A 16,605-nucleotide genomic window follows, 5' to 3' on the forward strand; every position below is an offset into this window, starting at 1 on the left:
GCTGGTTATGACGGCCTCTGGCGTGTCCGGCCTGACAGGACGTAACATGCGGGCCATGCCCGAACTTGTTCCCCCCTCCAGCCAGTACAAGCACAGTTTCATCGAGGCCGTGCGCGAGGCCCAGGCGTCCGGCAGCGGACTGGGCGACACCCTGAAGTGGGACGTGGCCGAGATGGAAGCTGACTTTGACCGTGTCCTGACTGAGCTGCGCCGCTACGAGCCGGGCAACGAACTGCCGGACGGCTTTGTGCATTCCGAGGCCCTGTGGCTGGTGGACGGCGAGACGTACCTGGGCCGCGCCAGCCTGCGCCACACCCTCAACGCCAGCCTGCGCGAGTTCGGCGGCCATATCGGCTACGAGATGCGGCCCTCGGCGCGGCGGCAGGGCCACGGCAAGACCATCCTGCGCCTGACGCTGGGGCGGGCGCGCGAGCTGGGCCTGGACCGCGTGATGATCAGTTGCGACACTGACAACCCTGGTTCACGTGGGGTGATCGAGGGTAACGGCGGCGTGCTGGAAGGCGAATTCACGCTGGACTACCACCCCAGAGCGATCCGGCGCTACTGGATCAGGCTGTAACCCCAGCGCTCAGGTCTGGGACGGCATTTCGTTGTCCGCCACCGACGGGGCGGCGCGCAGTTCCCCGACCCGGTCCATCATGTGGTGGGCTGGCCCTTCCAGCAGCGCGGCCGGTGCCGACGGGTGGGTCTGCGCCTGCACGTCCATGCGAGGGGAATGCATGCACTGCTTGCCGCGCCTGCCGGACATCCCGTATACTCCCAAGGTTCGGCCCGGCTGCCAGCGTGCAGCCGAAGTCGGTATCTGGTGTATGAACGCCTCTGCCAGCGCCCGCCCACCGTGGACCGGGAACGCTGGAACGTGGGGTGGTCCGCTCACCTAAGGAGCCTGCAATGAGCAACATCAAAGTGAACCGTGGCGCGATCCTGCGCGCCGTCGAGCAGCCGCACATCAAGACCGACCACCCCGAGTTCCGCCCCGGCGACACCGTCCGCGTGGAAACCAAAGTGGTGGAAGGCAACCGCACCCGCAACCAGGCGTTCGAGGGCGTGGTCATTGCCCTGAACGGCTCGGGCAGCCGCCGCAGCTTCACCGTCCGCAAGATCTCCTTCGGTGAGGGTGTGGAGCGCGTGTTCCCCTTCAGCAGCCCGCTGCTGGCCAAGGTCAGCGTGCTGGAGCGCGGCAAGGTGCGCCGCGCCAAGCTGTACTACCTGCGCGACCTGCGCGGCAAGGCGGCCCGCATCAAGAGCGACCGCAGCCGCGTGATGAAGGACGCCGAGGTCATCAAGGCCGCCAAGGCCAGCAAGCAGGCTGCCGATCAGGCCGCTGCCGTCCAGGCTTCCGAAGCTGCCACTGCCCAGGCCGCTGCGCCCGAAGCCACCCCCGAAACCCAGGGCGAATAAACCCCAGGGTGACGCCTGAAGCGCCTGCCCCTGGGGTGGGCGCTTTTCGTTTGGTCGGCAGGAAGCGGCTGAGAGCGGACGGCAAGAAGACAGCGGGTTCCGGCTGGAAGGCACGGAACCCGCTGCTTTTCGACTCTGTTCTTTGACTCTGTATTGGCTGTCGCCTACCTATGCGCTCAGCTGAACAGGGTGCTCACGCTCGCCCCGGTGTGGATGTTGGCAATGGCGTCGGCGAACAGGGGTGCCACGTCCAGCACCGCCAGCTTGCCGCCCGCCGCCTCGATTTTCTCCGGAGAGACGTGAACGGTATTGCAGCTGGCGACCTGGGTCACGTCCAGCCCCGCGATGCGCTGGATGGCCGGGCCGCTGTAGACGCCGTGGGTCACGGCCACGTACACGTCCCTGGCCCCCATGCTGCGGGCGATATTGACGGTTTCCACCAGGCTTCCGGCGGTGCTGATCTCGTCGTCCACGATAAAGACCGTCTTGCCGTCCACCTCACCGATCAGGGCACGCGGCACCACCTCGGTGTCGGACACGCGCTCCTTGTCGATCATGGCCAGCCCGCAGTCCAGCAGGCGTGCGATGCTGCTGGCGCGCTTGATGCTGCCCGCGTCGGGGGCCAGCACCACGCCCTCGTGGGCATTGTCGACGCAGCCCTGAAAATGCTCGGACAGCACGATATCCGCCGAAAGGTGATCGACCGGCACCTTGAAAAAGCCGTGCACCTGCGGGCTGTGCAGGGTCATGGTCAGCACCCGGTCTGCGCCCGCCGCCTGAATCAGGTCCGCCACCAGACGGCCCGCGATGGAAATGCGGGGGCTGTCCTTCTTGTCGCTGCGGGCGTAGCTGTAATACGGAATCACGGCAGTCACGCGGCCAGCGCTGGCACTCTTGGCGGCGTCGATCATCAGCATCAGTTCCATGATCGAGTCGCTGACCGGGTTGCTGAAGGTCTGGATGATAAAGACGTCCGCCTCGCGCAGCGACTCCTCGTAATGCACGATCAGGTTGTCGTTGGTGAACTTCTCGGTGGTGCTGTGGCCCAGCGGCACCCCCAGGTTGTCGCAGATGGCCTGTGCCAGTGGGCGGTTGCTCTGACCGGAAAAGACCATCAGGGGCGAGCGGCGACTTTCCAGCAGGGTGGTGGGCAGGCGGGGTGAGACAGGCAAGGGGACATCCTCCGGGGATTGGGGGCAGGGCGACAGGCGGCGGCGCAAATCGCCCGAAGCATACCCGCCCGGTATGTGGGATGTCAGGGGCGGGTGTCGTCCCCGGCATGGGAACAGGTGGGCGACGGCGCAGTGTCCGGTTGATTTGGACATCAGGCGGCCCCCGACGCACGCATTAGCATGCGCCCATGACTCTGGACGCCGTGATCGTCGGCGCTGGCCCCAATGGACTGGCGGCGGCCCTGACCCTGGCCCGCGCCGGACTGCGGGTGCAGGTGCTCGAAGCGCACGGCATGGTGGGCGGCGGCATGCGCAGCCTGCCCCTGACCCGGCCCGGCTTCGTCCATGATTACGGCAGCGCCATCCACCCGCTGGCCGCCGCGAGCCCCGCCTTCCGCAAGTGGCCGCTGCACGCCTTTGGGCTGGACTGGGTGCAGCCGGACGCCCCGGTGACGCACCCGCTGGGCCAGGGGTCCGTGACGCTGGAGCGCAGTCTGGACGCCACCGCCGACGCCCTGGGCATGGACGGCCCCGCCTGGACCGCCCTGCTGCGCCCGCTCCTGAACGACTGGGAGGGGCTGCTGCACGACATTCTGCGCCCGCTGCCGCGCGTGCCGTCGCACTTCTTCACGCTGGCACGCTTTGGCATCCGGGGGCTGCCCCCCGCCGGGGCACTGGGCCGACTGCTGTTCCGCACGCCGCAGGCCCGTGCGCTGTGGGGCGGGCTGGCCGCCCACACCGTGCTGCCCTTCAGCGCCCCCGGCACCTCGGCCATGACGCTGGTGCTGGCGCTGCTGGCCCACGCGGTGGGCTGGCCCTTCCCGCGCGGCGGGGCGCAAGCCCTTCCCGACGCCATGCGGGCCTATCTGGAACACCTGGGCGGCTCAGTGGTCACCGGCGTTCAGGTCCGCTGCGCCGCCGACCTGCCCCCGGCCCGCGTGACGCTGGTGGACAGCAGTCCCGCCGTGCTGCTGGGCCTGCTGGGGGACCGCGCCCCCGCCGCCTACCGCGCCGCGCTGGAGAGGTACCGCTACGGCCCCGGCATTCAGAAACTGGACTACGCCCTGAGCGGGCCGGTGCCGTGGACCGACCCGCTCGTGGCCCGCGCCGCCACGGTGCATCTGGGCGGTACGCTGGACGAGGTGGCCCGCTCGGAGGCCGCCGCCCCCACCCATGTCTCACGGCGGCCCTACGTGCTGGCCGCGCAGCACACCCTGTTTGACCGCAGCCGCGCCCCTGCCGGGGGGCACACCTTCTGGGCCTACTCGCACGTTCCCAACGGCAGCGATCAGGATGTTTCAGCCCGCATGGAAGGCCAGATCGAACGCTACGCGCCGGGATTCCGGGAACTGGTGCTGGCCCGCCACCAGACCACCGCGTCCAGCCTGGAGGCCTTCAGCCCGGTGTTCGGCGGCGGCGACGTGAACGGCGGCAGGGGTGACCTGTGGGGGCTGCTGGCCCGCCCGGTGCTGAGTTCTACCCCCTACCGCACGCCGGTCCGGGGCGTCTACCTGTGCTCCAGCAGCACGCCCCCCGGCGGCGGCATTCACGGCATGGCGGGCTACCACGCTGCGCTGGCCGCCTTGAAAGATGAATTCGGCATCCAGGATTCAGAGGGCTGAGGAAGGGCACCTCACCGGCCCAGCTCAAGGCCGCATGAACCCCGCCGCGCCCGGCGTTTCACCGCGCCGCTTTAGCCTGAGCCCCATGACCACACTCAACAGCGTTCCCCTGACCCTCACGGTCAACGGGCAGGCGCACGGGCTGGACATTCCCGTGCAGGCCACCCTGCTGGACGTGCTGCGCGAACGGCTGCACCTGACCGGCACCAAGAAGGGCTGCGACCACGGCCAGTGTGGGGCCTGCACCGTGCTGGTGGACGGCAAACTCCACCTGAGCTGCCTGACCCTGGCCCTGAGTGCCCAGCACCACGAGATCCACACCATCGAGGGCCTGAGCGCCCCGGACGGCGAACTGCACCCCATGCAGGCGGCCTTTATCGAGCACGACGCCTTTCAGTGCGGCTACTGCACGCCCGGCCAGATTCTCAGCGCGGTGGCCTGCGTGGAGGGCGGCCACGCGGACAACGACGCCGAGTTGCGTGACTTCATGAGCGGCAACCTGTGCCGCTGCGCCGCCTACCCGCAGATTTTCGAGGCTGTGAAGAGCGTGGCGGGTCAGCGTGTGGCCGGGGAACGTCCATGAGGCCCTTTGAGTACGCACGGGCGCAGCGCGTCGAGGACGCCGTGGGCCAGCCGGGCAGGTTCCTGGCGGGCGGCACCACTCTGATCGACCTGATGAAGCTGGACGTGGAGCGCCCCGTCCACCTGACCGACATCACACCTCTACGCGACAGTGGGGGGCTTTCGCAGATCGTGGAGGACGGCGCCGGCGTGAAGATCGGCGCCCTGGCCAGCATGTCGCAGACCGCCGAACACCCGTTGATTGCCGGACGGTACCCGGCGCTGCGCGCGGCCCTGCTCGCGGGCGCGTCGCAGCAGATTCGCAACATGGCGAGCATGGGCGGCAATGTTATGCAGCGCACCCGCTGCCCGTATTTCCGTGATCTGGCCTTTGAGGCATGCAACAAGCGCGAGCCCGGCAGCGGCTGCGGCGCACGCGAGGGCCACCACCGCAAGATGGCGATTCTGGGCGGCTCGGAGAGTTGCATTGCCACCCATGCCTCGGACGCTTCGGTGGCGCTGGCGGCTTACGGGGCAGAATTGACCCTGCACGGGCCGGATGGGGAACGCACGGTCAGGCTGGAGGATTTCAACCTGTTGCCCGGCGACACCCCCCAGACCGAACACGATCTGAAAGAGGGCGAACTGATCGTCGCTCTGACATTGCCCGCGCCCATCGCCGGGAACGGCGTGTACCTCAAGGTGCGGGACCGCGAGAGCTACGAGTTCGCGCTGAGCAGTTGCGCCGCCGTGCTGGACGTGCAGGATGGGGAAGTGAATGCGGCCCGTGTTGCGCTGGGTGGAGTCGGGACGAGGCCCTGGCGCTCGCCGGAAGCGGAGACTGCGCTGACGGGCCGGCCCGCCACCCGTGAGACCTTCGAGGCCGCTGCCCGCGCCGCGTTGCAGCACGCGCACCCGCTGCCGCAGAACGCCTTCAAGGTACCGCTGACCGCCCGCGTGATCGTCCGGGCGCTGATGCAGGCGGCGGGACTGGTGGATGAGGCCGGGAATTCAATCGAAGGAGCAGGCGCATGACGGTTCAGAAAGGCCAGCCCCAACACTACGTGGGCCAGCGGGTCAGCCGCGTGGATGGCCCCGACAAGGTGCGCGGCGCGGCGACCTACACCGCCGAATTCGATCTGCCGGAACTGGCGCACGCCGTGCTGGTCAGCGCCACAATTCCCCACGGCAACATTAAAAGCATTGATGAACAGGCCGCCCGCGCCGTGCCAGGGGTGCTGGACATCCTGACCTACAGGTCAGCAGGAATGGAACTGGGGCCGGTCAGGGCGTACCCGCGTGGCCCCGCCGGAACCTCGGTGCTGCCGTTCCAGTCGCCCAAAATAGAATTCCGGGGGCAGCCGGTGGCGTTGGTGGTGGCCGAGTCGCTGGAGGCCGCGCAGCACGCGGCGCAACTGCTGGAGATCGACTATGACGTCTCTGATTTCCGCGCCACCCTGGACCAGGGCCTGCACGGACTACCACTGCTGGACAGGATGCCGATGCCGTCGCTGGGCCACTCGCGCGGGGATGTGGGGAAGGGGCTGAAGCAGGCCGCCAGCACCTTCAAGGCCACCTACGTCACCCCAGTCCACCACCACAACCCGCTGGAAATGCACGCCGTGATTGCCGCGTGGGACGGCGACGAGCGCGTGACCATCTACGAGCCGACCCAATGGATGCAGGCCGCGCAGCACACGCTGGCCGCGATGCTGGGGCTGGAGCCGGACAACGTGCATGTGATCAGTCCCTTTGTGGGCGGGGGCTTCGGCAGCAAGGCCACGTCCTGGCCGCACCTGCCGCCCGTGGTGCTGGCGGCGCGCAAACTGGGCCGCCCGGTCAAGCTGATGCTGTCGCGGGCGCAGATGTTCGCCGCCGTGGGCTACCGCGCCGCGACGAGTTCAGCGTACTCGGTGGGCCTGGACAGCGACGCACAGTTCACGGCCATGCGGCTGGACGCGCAGTTGCAGACCGGCGTGTCGGACATCTACCCGGAGCAGGTGGGCAACATTCCCAAGATGATGTACGCCAACCCAAACATGGACCTGAACTACACCATGATCCGCACCCACGCCGGGCCGAACATCATGATGCGGGCTCCCGGCGAGGCCAGCGGCAGCTTCGGCCTGGAAGTCCTGATGGACGAGCTGGCCGAGGGAGCGGGCCTCGATCCGGTGGAGTTCCGCCGCCGCAACCACGCCCCCGAGAACAGCGACCCGGAGAGCGGCAAGCCCTACAGCAGCAAGCACCTGCTGGAGTGCTACGACCGGGCCGCGCAGGCGTTTGGGTGGGAAAGGCGCAATCCTGAAATCGGCTCCATGCGTGATGGGAACACGCTGATCGGCTGGGGCATGGCGACGGCCACCTACCCGGTCTATGCCAGCGCCGCCACTGCCCGCGCCCGGCTGTGCGCCGACGGGCATGTGGACATCGAGGCGGGCAGCCACGACATCGGCACCGGCACGTATTCCATCCTGGCCGGCATCGCCGCCGATTCGCTGGGCCTGGACATCGGGCAGATCAGGGTAAAACTGGGCGACTCGCGCCTGCCCAAGAACGGCTATTCCGGGGGCAGCCGCACCGCGAGCAGCGTGGGCAGCGCCGTGCTGGCCGCCGCGATGGGCCTGCGCGAGGAACTGCTGGAAGCGGCCACCCACGACGCCGCCTCTCCCCTGTTCGGCGTGGCCGGGCAGGACATTCGCCCGCGGGACGGTGGCCTGTACCTGGGCGACACGGCCCAGGGCGAAACTTACACCGCCATCCTGGGACGCCTGGGCAAAGATCAGCACGAGGTCTACCGCGAGACCATCCCGCATGAGGGCAGCCAGAAGCAGCTGGACCAGCTGAAGGTGGGCAAGGACGGCAGCGTGGCGGCGGTGGCCGAACGCTTCGCCCGGCATTCCTGGGGCGCGGTGTTTGTGGAGGTCCGCATCGATCCCGACTTCATGACCCCGCGCGTCAGCCGGGTGGTGGGGGCCTTTGACATCGGGCAGGTCATCAACGCCAAGACGGCCGAGTCGCAGCTGACCGGCGGCATGGTCTGGGGCGTGGGCATGGCCCTGCATGAGGAAACCCACACCGACCGCCGCACAGGACTGGTCCTGAACAGCAATCTGGCCGAGTACCACATTCCGGTCAACGCCGACATTGGCAGCGTGCAGGCGATTGCGCTGGACCATCCGGATTTCCGGGTCAGTGCCCTGGGCGCACGCGGCGCGGGCGAGATTGGCATCGTGGGCACTGCCGCCGCCGTCGCCAACGCCATTTACCACGCGACCGGCAGGCGGGTGCGCGAGACGCCGATCACGCTGGACAAGCTGCTGTAGCGCCACAGACCAGACTGGAACCCGGCTGTCAGCGCTCCGGCGTGCCGCCCACGCTCTGCTTGGCGCGCGACAGCCACTCGTACAGCACCACCTGCACGGCCCTCAGGCGGTCCGAGGGCAGCGGAAGGGTGTAATCGAAGCGAGTCTCCGGGGCGGGAACGCTGACAACGTTCAAGCCCTGGGCGGCGAAGATACCGGCCGCCCGGCGCGAGTGGCTGGGACTGGTGACCAGCAGAATCCGCGTCCAGTTCCGCTGGCCCGCCAGCTCACGCACGCGCGCCGCCTCGTCGCGGGTGGTGGTGACGCTGGTCAGGGTCAGGACCTCGGGACCGCCCTGCGGGTACAGCGCCCGGATAATCTCGCGTTCAATGTCGCTCATTTTGGGACAGGTGGCCGAAAACACGTCGGACTGTTCGGACACGGTCACCACCGGGGCAAACCCGGCCCGCCACAATTCCAGGCCGGCCAGCAGCCGTGCCTGACTGCTGCCTTCCAGCGTCCGGGTGCCGCACTGCACGCCGCCGCCGAGGATCACAATGGCGTCGGCCTGCTGCGGCAGCTGCGCCAGCACCAGCGCGTTCAGCGGTCCGCGTGACACCGGGGTCAACAGGCACAGCGACAGCAGCAGTGCCAGCCCGCCCGCCCCGACAGACAGGATTCTTCGGCCAACCGCAAAGGCTCCGGCCAGCGCCCCGGCGACAATCAGCAGGAGCAGTAAACCCTCAGGGGCGCGAATCTCGCCCAGAAAGGCGGCCAGCGTGCCCAGGGCTGCGCCGATGGCCGCGCCACCCCGCACGCCCGGCCAGACGGTCTGCTGCCTCAAGGTCCTGTGGGGTAAGACAGGCCGGGTCAATCTTCCTCACGCCGGGGCCGGGCCGGACGCTGCTGCGGTGCGGCAGGCAAGAACGCCTCCAGCCCCTTTGCGCCGTCAATGTGCAGCTGAAGATGCGGAAAGGGAATGTCCATGCCGCCCGCCTGGAGGGCTTCCTTGGCCGCCTCCTGCATTTGCATGGAGATCACCGGATACGAGGCGATACTGGCCTCGCTGACCCAGAAGCGCATGATTACGTCCACACTCGACGCATTCAGCTCTTTGACCAGCACCTGTGGGGCCGGGGATTTCTCTGCTTTGGGGTGCGCGGCCATCACCTCCAGCAGAATGCGGCGCACGTCGTCCACCCGCTCCCTGTATTCCACTCCAACCACCACATTGAGCCGCAGCGGTCCGCCTGCCGAAAGGTTGACAACCACTGCGCCCGCGATGTCCTTGTTGGGAATGGACACGAATTCGTTGTCGCGCGTGCGGATGCGTGTGGTCCGCAGGGTCAGGCCGCTGACCTGGCCCTCCTGCTCTCTGACCCGGATCCAGTCGCCAATACGGAAGGGCCGGTCCAGCAGCAGGGTTATCCCGCTGATCAGGTTGGCGAGAATGTCCTGCGCAGCAAACCCCACCGCCAGCCCCAGCACACCCAGCCCCCCCAGAATGGGCAGCAGGTTCACGCTGAACTGCTGGAAGACCAGGTAGATGCCGGTCAGCGCCCAGACCACGCGCACCACGTTCTTGAGCAACAGCTGCAGGCTGGCGTCCAGGCTCCAGCGTGCGGTCTGGCGGTGCAGCAGGTAATCCAGTACGTTCCAGCCCACGTACAGCAGCAGCAGCAAAGCGTACACCCGGAAAATGGCCGGGCCATACCTTGCCAGCGGCCCGAACAGCGCCGTGACCGAGACCAGCACCAGCATCAGAAAGGTCAGTCGCAGCACCAGGCGCAGGCTGCGGTGCGTGATGGCCCGCGCGTCGGGCGGCACCATCCGCCTGACCGCGCCGTGCAGCAGCCGCGAGAGCGCCCAGAAGATCAGCGTGTACAGGACGGTCAATGTCAGCGCCAGCAGCAATGCCGGACCGTACTGCGCGGCAGTCTGCAGGGCGTCGTTCCACGCGTTGATCACGGTGCCGGAGATGGTGTCCACGCCCAGCAGGCGCGAGGTATCCACTTCGTTCACCATTGTCCGCAGTGTACGGCGGGGGCCATAAGCCTGTGGACACGATTCCTATACTGCCGAGCATGTCCTGGCCTGCCGTCTTCCGCAACCCAGTCATGGCTGCCGCCCTGGCCCTGCTGGCCCTGATCCTCGCGGCGCTGCTGATCGTTCCGCGCCTGACAGACGGTAGTCCCACCGAGGGCAGCCGCGAGGTGCGCTTTGTCCGGCAGATGATCCAGCACCACGCGCAGGCCGTGGACCTGTCCACCCGCGTGCGCGAGCGCGGCAGCGATCCGGCCATACGCACGCTGGCGCTGGACATCATGCTGTCGCAGCAGGAGCAGATCGGGCAGATGCACGGCTGGCTGACCCTGTGGAACCGGCCCTGGGGCGGACCCAGCATGTCCGGGGAACACGCCCGCGCCATGGGCATGGCCACCCCGCAGGAGGCGGCGGGCCTGGACACCCTCCCCCCGGCGCAGGCCGAGACCGCCTTCCTGCAACTGATGATTCGTCACCATCAGGGAGCGCTGGTCATGGCCGCGCCCGCTCTGGAGGCAGGCGTGCGCCCTGAGGTGCGGGCACTGGCCCGGCAGATCGGGGCCAGCCAGAGCGCCGAGATTAAAGCCATGACCGACCTGCTCAAGAGGCGCGGCGCCGAACCCCTGCCCGCGCCGGAGATGACGGATATGACCCACCACTGACCCCGAGCAGCGGCCCGCAATCCGCCTGCCCGCGTCCAGCCGTGTCCTTTGGGTCAGCTGGCTTGAGGGAAAAGACCGCTCAGGCCTCGACGCCTTCCTCTTCCTCCTCTGTTTCCAGCGGAGCGAACAGGCGGTCGAGGTCATGGGCCGTGAGCTGCGTCGCCTCGCTGAGGCCGCCGTCCAGGATGCCCCGCGCCAGACTGGCCTTGCGGGCCTGCAACTCCAGAATGCGTTCCTCCACGCTGCCCGCGGCAATCAGCTTGTATACGAACACCGGCTTGTCCTGCCCGATGCGGTACGCGCGGTCGGTGGCCTGGTCCTCGGCGGCAGGGTTCCACCACGGGTCGTAATGAATCACGGTGTCGGCGGCCGTGAGGTTCAGGCCCACGCCCCCGGCCTTCAGGGTAATTAAAAAGACGTGCGTGTCGCCGCGCTGAAAGGCGTCGATCTGCGCCTGGCGGTCCTGGGTCTGCCCGGTGATCATGGAGTACGGAATGCCCTGATCCTTGATCCACATTTCCAGATGACCCAGCAGCGTGGCAAAGCCGCTGAAGATCAGCACCCGGCGGCCCTCCTCCAGCATCTGCGGCAGGTTGCCCTCCAGCCAGTCGAACTTGGCGTTGCCCTCCACCTTGCGGGCCGCCTCCAGCTTGACCAGCCGCGGGTCCGTGACCGCCTGCCGCAGCTTGAGCAGGGCGTCGAGGATGGCGATGGTGCTGCGGGCCAGTCCGCGTGCCTGCAGTTCCTCGCGCACGCGGCTTTCCATCGTGACGCGCACGGTCTCGTACAGGTCGCGCTGATCGCCATCCAGGGTCACGCGCACCGGAATCTCGGTCTTGGGCGGCAACTCGCGGGCCACGTCGCGCTTCTCGCGGCGCAGGATGAAGGGGCGCACGCGGGCGGCCAGCGCGGCGCGGCGGCCCGCATCCCCGCGCTTCTCGATGGGCGTGCGGTACAGCTCGCGGAAGGTCTTCTCGTCGTGCAGCAGGCCCGGCGACAGGAAGTTGAACTGCGACCACAGCTCGCCCAGATGGTTTTCCAGCGGCGTGCCGGTCAGGCACAGGCGGTGCCGCGCGTCCAGGCTGCCCGCCGCCTTGGCCGCCGCCGTCTTGTTGTTCTTGATGTTCTGAGCCTCGTCCAGAATCAGCAGGTGGTAGCCGAACTGGCGCAGCTCGTCCAGGTCACGCGGCAGCAGCGGGTAGGTGCTGAGGATCAGGTCATGGTCCCCGATCTCGTCGAACAGGTCGCGGCGTTCCTTGCCGTGCAGCGTCAGCACTTTCAGCTGCGGCGCAAATTTGGCCGCCTCGGCCTGCCAGTTGCCAATCACGGAGGTGGGCGCGATCACCAGACTGGGCCGGTCCGCGCGGCCCGCATCCTTCTCGATCAGCAGGTGCGCCAGGGTCTGGACCGTCTTGCCCAGGCCCATGTCGTCGGCCAGGATGCCGCCCAGCTCGTACTCGCGCAGGAATTGCAGCCACGCCAGCCCCTGCAACTGGTACGGGCGCAGTTCGGCGTTCAGACCGGTGGGCGGCTCGACGGGCCGGATGCCGCCAAAATCGCGCAGCTTGCGCCCCAGCTCTAGCAGCCGCTCGGCGCCCACCCAGCGCGCCTTCAACGCCCCTTCCAGCTCGGCCAGTCGGGCGGCGTCCAGCAGCGGCAGGCGCAGCGGGCCAGCCGGCAGATCACGCAGGTTCAGTTCCACCAGCACGCCCAGAATGGCGCGGATGCGTCCAGCGGGCAGGGCCACGCGGCGGCCGTCGCCCAGCGCAGCAAACAGCGTCTCGTCGTCTTCCAGGGCGGCCAGGGCTTCGGGGGAAAACAGCTCCGGCTGCCGGGCGATCAGGTCCGCCAGAACCGGAATCAGGCTGACCCGCTCGCCGTCCACCACGATGCCCAGGTCCAGCGTGAACCAGCCGCCGAAGGAGTCGTCGGCCTCGCCATACCAGTCGCTGATCTCGGCGAAGTTCAGGGGAAAATCCGGATGGATGTGCAGGGTAAAGCCCTGCGCTTCCAGGTCCCCGCGCCCCACGCGCATGAAGTCCATCCAGGATTCCTCGTCGCCCAGGGTCAGCAGGTCGCGCAGCTCGGGCGCAAAGGCCCGGTCCAGAAACGTTTCCCTCAGGGTGTCGAAGCCGGCCCGCCCCAGGGCACGCCCGGCCTCCAGTTCCAGCGCCCGGTCACGCGGAATGCGGGTCAGCACGCCGTCGCGGTACACGGTGGGATTGGGTGTCTCGGACAGGGTACCCACCGCGTCGGGCACCAGCAGGCCGCCGTAGGCGTGCTTCAGCTCGGCCACCGCCAGGGTCTGTTCTTCCTCGCGCATCATCCAGCGGTCCGGCATCTGCACGGTCCCGCGGCGGCCCATCAGATGCAACTGCGGCGTGTAGGGCAGGGTTTCCTCACGCACCTTCACGGTCTGCGGAATCGGCAGCCCCAGGCCCGAGGCGGTGATGGCGTGGGCCAGCGCCGTGGCCTGCGCGGGCTGCAGCGTGGGACCGGACAGAAAGCGGGCGGCCTGCTCGGGCGGGGCGTCGGCCACCACCCGCGACAGCAGGCCGGTGGCGGGCCGCACCGCCCAGGGTTTGGGGGTGGGCAGCAGCGCGGCGTCGGGCGCGCCCGCCATGTCCAGCGAGGGCGACTGCGCCCCCCGGTCATCGGAGGCCCAGGTCAGCGTGCCGCTCAGCTCCGGGCCGCGCTGCAACGTCCGGTCCGGGGTTTCCCAGCACAGCCGTCCACTGTCCAGCAGCGACTCGATCAGCAGGTCTCCCGCCGGATGGCCGCCCAGCGCGTGCAGTTCCTCGGCGTAGCGGCCCGGTTCGCGGGCGGGGGTGGTGGCCAGTTCCAGCAGGCGCAGCAGATCGGCGTCGCGGCGCACGAAGGCGGGAGCGGTGGACAGGCTGCGCGGCACACTGTAGGTCTCGGCGGCGCGCACGTCCGGCACCTCGCCGCGCACCGGCAGACGCATCAGGCGCACCGCCAGCCGCCGCGACGTGGACGTGCCGTTGGAGGGCGGCAGCAGGCGCAGCACGTAACGCAGCTCGAACTGCCGCCCGCGTGACGGGCTGCGCCCCGACGCGCCGAATCCCGACAGCCACTGCTGGGTGCGGGCGTCCAGGGCTTCCTCGGTCTGGGAGGGAGCGGCAGCGGTGGCAACAGGCCGGGGGCCGTCAGGCGGATCGGTGGACAGCACCAGCGCGGCCACGTGGCGGCAGCGGTACCGCCCGCAGGTGCACGACGACGCCCGCAGTTGCGGGTCCGGCGGCGGCAGCAGTTCCACCATCGCCTCGTAGTCCACCCCGCCCTCGGTGACGGTGCCCTGGGCCCGCCAGCCCGCATCGGTCCACTCGCGCCGCACGTTCTGCACCGCCTCCTGCCGCAGCGCCAGCCCCTGCGCCGCCGTGTCGAGGCCGAACCCCGGCGGCAGGCGACTGAGCTTCACGCCTTCACCCGCCACATGGCCCACCGGACCTCAACACCTACCGCAAAGAAAAACACGCCCTCAAGTCTAGCGCATGTCAGAAAAGGGCGCAGGCGAAACCTTCCAATGCAGGCGGTGGCGGGTGCAGCAGCCAAAAAACCCGAACCGCACAGGGGCGATTCGGGTTTCTGCTCGGGCCTGGGCTCAGCCTGAAGTTAGCTCAGGGGCAGACGTTCTTGGGCGAGGCGCTGTTGCGCGGCGGCGAAGTGATACAGCGCAGATACCTGAGCGCTTATTTTGCCGTGACAGCCAAGGTGGCCGTTTCAATCTCCTTGTCGTCGTTGCGTCCAGCCTTCACGGTGATGGTGAAGCTTCCGGCCTTCTTGTAGGTGTGAACGTGCGGGCCGCTGGCCGCGATGGGAATCAGGCGCTCGAAGCCGCCGCCGTCGCCCCAGTCGGCCACCAGCGTGGTGGGGGTCCCGCCAGTGGTCACGTTGATGGTGTAGACCTGATCCACGGTGGCGGTGGCCGGACCCGTCACGCCCACGGTCAGCGGAACGGTGGTTGCGCCGTCCGCGGTGAGCTCCAGGCCCACCAGCACGGGGTCATGGTCACTGCTGCGGTAGGCGTCGGGGGCGTACAGCTCGGCAACCTGGGCCGGCGTCTTGAACTCCGTGTTGTAGTCCAGCACCACCGGCTCGTCGGAGTTGATGTGCCACTCCGTGATGCCCTTGACCTGATCCTTCATCGACATGGTGGACAGGGCGTGGTCCAGATAACCAAACTGGCCGTCGAACTGGTAGGAATAGCGGTCTGCCAGCGGAATGCGCTTGTTCAGGCTCTCGAAGCCGCTCGCCTCCAGCGTCTTGATCGGATCTTCCTCGCCGTAGGCGTTCAGGTCTCCCATCAGCAGCACGTCGGGATCGGTGAGTTTGAGCTTGTCGGCAAAGGCCAGCAGGGCTTTGGACTGCTCGACACGCAGCGCATTCCAGCAGCCCTGACCCTGGTCCACGTCACCTGTGGTGGGGCAACTGCCCTTGCTCTTGAAGTGGTTGGCGACCACCGTGAACACGCCCTTTCCGGCAATATCACGGAAGGTCTGGGCCACTGGCTTACGGGCCTTATCGAAGGCGGGGTTGTCGTCGATGCGCGCGTTGCCCACCGTTTCCACCTTGCCGGGACGGTAGATGATCGCCACGCGGATGGCGTCGGTGCCCACCGTTCCAGTCTTGACGCTGGCATATTCGGTTTTTCCGGCAGCGCTGTTCAGGGCAGCCACCAGATCATCCAGGGCCATTTCGCCGTTGTTCTCGATCTCCATCAGGGTGATCACGTCGGCGTCCAGGCCGCGCAGCCCGGCCACGATCTTGTCTTTCTGGCGCTTGAACTCGTCGGCGCTGTCTGCCCCACGCGCACCGTTCTTGCCGTCGTCCAGCGTGGTGAAGTAGTTCAGGACGTTTGCGCCCGCCACCCTGAGCGTGCCGCCCACCGGCTTGGGCGCGGCGGTGCGGGGGTTGGTATTCGCAAACACGGGCGCCTGGGTAGGCTCGAGCTTGAAGGCGTTGTTGGCGTAATGCATCACGCCCACCAGCCCGGTCACGGTATCCCCGGCACGGCGGGTCTTGTTCGCGTTCAGGTAGGGAATAACGGCCGGGTTCTGCTTGCTGCTGCCGTCATCCAGAATCAGGGTGCGGTTCCGGTTGGCCTCCAGGGTGGCCCCCTGCCCGTTGGTGGGGTTGAACAGCCGTCCGTCACTGGACAGGCCCAGTTCGCCGTAGCGCCCCAGGGTAAAGGTGTTGGTCACGGTCATGGGGGTACTGACCGACACCAACATGCCCTCCACGTTTTCCAGCGCGTCCGGCGAGGACAGCGGATAGGTCAGTGCGGTGGCGGTAGGCAGCGTCGTCTCGCCGCAAGAGGTGACGGTGGTGACGCTGTCCAGCTGGGTGGAGTTGAAGAATTCCTTGACCGTGCCGGTGACCTCCAGCACCTCGCCCACCTTGACGGTGTTGGGCGCGGCGGCGGTGAAGACGAAGACGCCCTCACTGGTTCTGGGATCGCTGTCGGGCTTCAGGTCCTGCACGAAGAATCCGCTCAGGCCCGCCTGCGCGTCCTGCGTCACCACGCCGCGAATGGTCACCACCTTGTTCACCAGCGGGCTGGCCGCGCCCGTGCCCTGCACGGAGGAAATCGGCGTGACAACGGTATCCACCGGGCAGGCGTAGGTGGGAGGTTTGGGCGTGGTGTCGGGGGTGTTGCAGGCCGCCAGCAGCGCAGTCAGGCCCAGCAGCAGTGCGCCGCCTTGCAGGAACTTCATGGTCATGGGAACTCCGTGTGAATAGGGAGAGGGGGTGAAGGATTGTGACGGAGAACCAGTGTAACGAGTTTCTCCCCACGCCG

Annotated in this window: 13 protein-coding genes; 7 read left to right on the forward strand and 6 right to left on the reverse strand. The window is 68.0% G+C overall.

The features are described from left to right. Window positions 1–55 precede the first annotated feature (55 nt). Window positions 56–580 carry a GNAT family N-acetyltransferase gene (locus tag IEY31_RS01625; protein ID WP_188968337.1) on the forward strand — a complete coding sequence of 175 codons (525 nt, stop codon included), beginning with the start codon at window positions 56–58 and terminating at the stop codon, window positions 578–580. Between the two features lie 9 nt (window positions 581–589). Here the strand turns inward: IEY31_RS01625 and IEY31_RS01630 are convergent, their stop codons facing one another. Next, window positions 590–742: a hypothetical protein gene (locus IEY31_RS01630; protein ID WP_188968339.1), complete on the reverse strand. Its 153-nt coding sequence runs from the start codon at window positions 740–742 to the stop codon at window positions 590–592. 170 nt (window positions 743–912) lie between these two features. Here IEY31_RS01630 and rplS point away from each other — a divergent pair, with 170 nt between their 5' ends. Further along, a complete protein-coding gene (gene rplS / locus IEY31_RS01635; protein WP_188968341.1) occupies window positions 913–1,422 on the forward strand; it encodes a 50S ribosomal protein L19 in 510 nt (169 codons plus the stop codon). 176 nt (window positions 1,423–1,598) lie between these two features. Here rplS and IEY31_RS01640 read toward each other — a convergent pair whose 3' ends face one another. Then, entirely contained in the window at window positions 1,599–2,537 is a 939-nt protein-coding gene (locus IEY31_RS01640; protein ID WP_188968813.1) for a ribose-phosphate diphosphokinase, read from the reverse strand. Window positions 2,538–2,782: 245 nt separating this feature from the next. Between IEY31_RS01640 and IEY31_RS01645 the strand changes: the two genes are divergently transcribed. The 4 genes from IEY31_RS01645 (at window position 2,783) to IEY31_RS01660 (ending at window position 8,103) form a co-directional block, all read left to right on the forward strand. Next, entirely contained in the window at window positions 2,783–4,216 is a 1,434-nt protein-coding gene (locus IEY31_RS01645) for a phytoene desaturase family protein (protein ID WP_188968343.1), read from the forward strand. 85 nt (window positions 4,217–4,301) lie between these two features. Beyond that, window positions 4,302–4,799 (forward strand): (2Fe-2S)-binding protein, encoded by a 498-nt coding sequence (locus IEY31_RS01650; RefSeq protein ID WP_188968345.1) that lies wholly within the window; start codon window positions 4,302–4,304, stop codon window positions 4,797–4,799. Beyond that, window positions 4,796–5,812, forward strand: coding sequence for an FAD binding domain-containing protein (locus IEY31_RS01655; protein WP_188968347.1), 1,017 nt, complete (start codon window positions 4,796–4,798; stop codon window positions 5,810–5,812). Before IEY31_RS01650 ends, IEY31_RS01655 begins: the two co-directional genes overlap by 4 nt. Further along, window positions 5,809–8,103 carry a xanthine dehydrogenase family protein molybdopterin-binding subunit gene (locus tag IEY31_RS01660; protein WP_188968349.1) on the forward strand — a complete coding sequence of 765 codons (2,295 nt, stop codon included), beginning with the start codon at window positions 5,809–5,811 and terminating at the stop codon, window positions 8,101–8,103. Before IEY31_RS01655 ends, IEY31_RS01660 begins: the two co-directional genes overlap by 4 nt. A gap of 28 nt (window positions 8,104–8,131) precedes the next feature. Here the strand turns inward: IEY31_RS01660 and IEY31_RS01665 are convergent, their stop codons facing one another. Further along, window positions 8,132–8,926: a YdcF family protein gene (locus IEY31_RS01665; protein WP_229723246.1), complete on the reverse strand. Its 795-nt coding sequence runs from the start codon at window positions 8,924–8,926 to the stop codon at window positions 8,132–8,134. Between the two features lie 26 nt (window positions 8,927–8,952). Beyond that, window positions 8,953–10,107: a mechanosensitive ion channel family protein gene (locus IEY31_RS01670; RefSeq protein ID WP_188968351.1), complete on the reverse strand. Its 1,155-nt coding sequence runs from the start codon at window positions 10,105–10,107 to the stop codon at window positions 8,953–8,955. Window positions 10,108–10,166: 59 nt separating this feature from the next. On the opposite strand from IEY31_RS01670, the gene IEY31_RS01675 reads away from it, so the two are divergent. Next, window positions 10,167–10,787, forward strand: coding sequence for a DUF305 domain-containing protein (locus IEY31_RS01675; protein WP_188968353.1), 621 nt, complete (start codon window positions 10,167–10,169; stop codon window positions 10,785–10,787). Between the two features lie 79 nt (window positions 10,788–10,866). Here the strand turns inward: IEY31_RS01675 and IEY31_RS01680 are convergent, their stop codons facing one another. Continuing rightward, window positions 10,867–14,226, reverse strand: coding sequence for a DEAD/DEAH box helicase (locus tag IEY31_RS01680; protein WP_188968355.1), 3,360 nt, complete (start codon window positions 14,224–14,226; stop codon window positions 10,867–10,869). Between the two features lie 271 nt (window positions 14,227–14,497). Continuing rightward, window positions 14,498–16,528 carry an ExeM/NucH family extracellular endonuclease gene (locus tag IEY31_RS01685; RefSeq protein ID WP_188968357.1) on the reverse strand — a complete coding sequence of 677 codons (2,031 nt, stop codon included), beginning with the start codon at window positions 16,526–16,528 and terminating at the stop codon, window positions 14,498–14,500. Window positions 16,529–16,605 lie beyond the last annotated feature (77 nt).

The sequence above is a fragment of the Deinococcus aerolatus genome (assembly GCF_014647055.1).
In the GTDB taxonomy this organism is placed as follows: Bacteria; Deinococcota; Deinococci; order Deinococcales; family Deinococcaceae; genus Deinococcus; species Deinococcus aerolatus.

Coding starts and splice junctions, on each gene's coding strand:
- IEY31_RS01625 (WP_188968337.1), top strand. CDS start 56: ATGCCCGAACTTGTTCCCCCCTCCAGCCAGTACAAGCACAGTTTCATC.
- IEY31_RS01630 (WP_188968339.1), bottom strand. CDS start 742: ATGCATTCCCCTCGCATGGACGTGCAGGCGCAGACCCACCCGTCGGCA.
- rplS (WP_188968341.1), top strand. CDS start 913: ATGAGCAACATCAAAGTGAACCGTGGCGCGATCCTGCGCGCCGTCGAG.
- IEY31_RS01640 (WP_188968813.1), bottom strand. CDS start 2,537: ATGGTCTTTTCCGGTCAGAGCAACCGCCCACTGGCACAGGCCATCTGC.
- IEY31_RS01645 (WP_188968343.1), top strand. CDS start 2,783: ATGACTCTGGACGCCGTGATCGTCGGCGCTGGCCCCAATGGACTGGCG.
- IEY31_RS01650 (WP_188968345.1), top strand. CDS start 4,302: ATGACCACACTCAACAGCGTTCCCCTGACCCTCACGGTCAACGGGCAG.
- IEY31_RS01655 (WP_188968347.1), top strand. CDS start 4,796: ATGAGGCCCTTTGAGTACGCACGGGCGCAGCGCGTCGAGGACGCCGTG.
- IEY31_RS01660 (WP_188968349.1), top strand. CDS start 5,809: ATGACGGTTCAGAAAGGCCAGCCCCAACACTACGTGGGCCAGCGGGTC.
- IEY31_RS01670 (WP_188968351.1), bottom strand. CDS start 10,107: ATGGTGAACGAAGTGGATACCTCGCGCCTGCTGGGCGTGGACACCATC.
- IEY31_RS01675 (WP_188968353.1), top strand. CDS start 10,167: ATGTCCTGGCCTGCCGTCTTCCGCAACCCAGTCATGGCTGCCGCCCTG.
- IEY31_RS01685 (WP_188968357.1), bottom strand. CDS start 16,528: ATGACCATGAAGTTCCTGCAAGGCGGCGCACTGCTGCTGGGCCTGACT.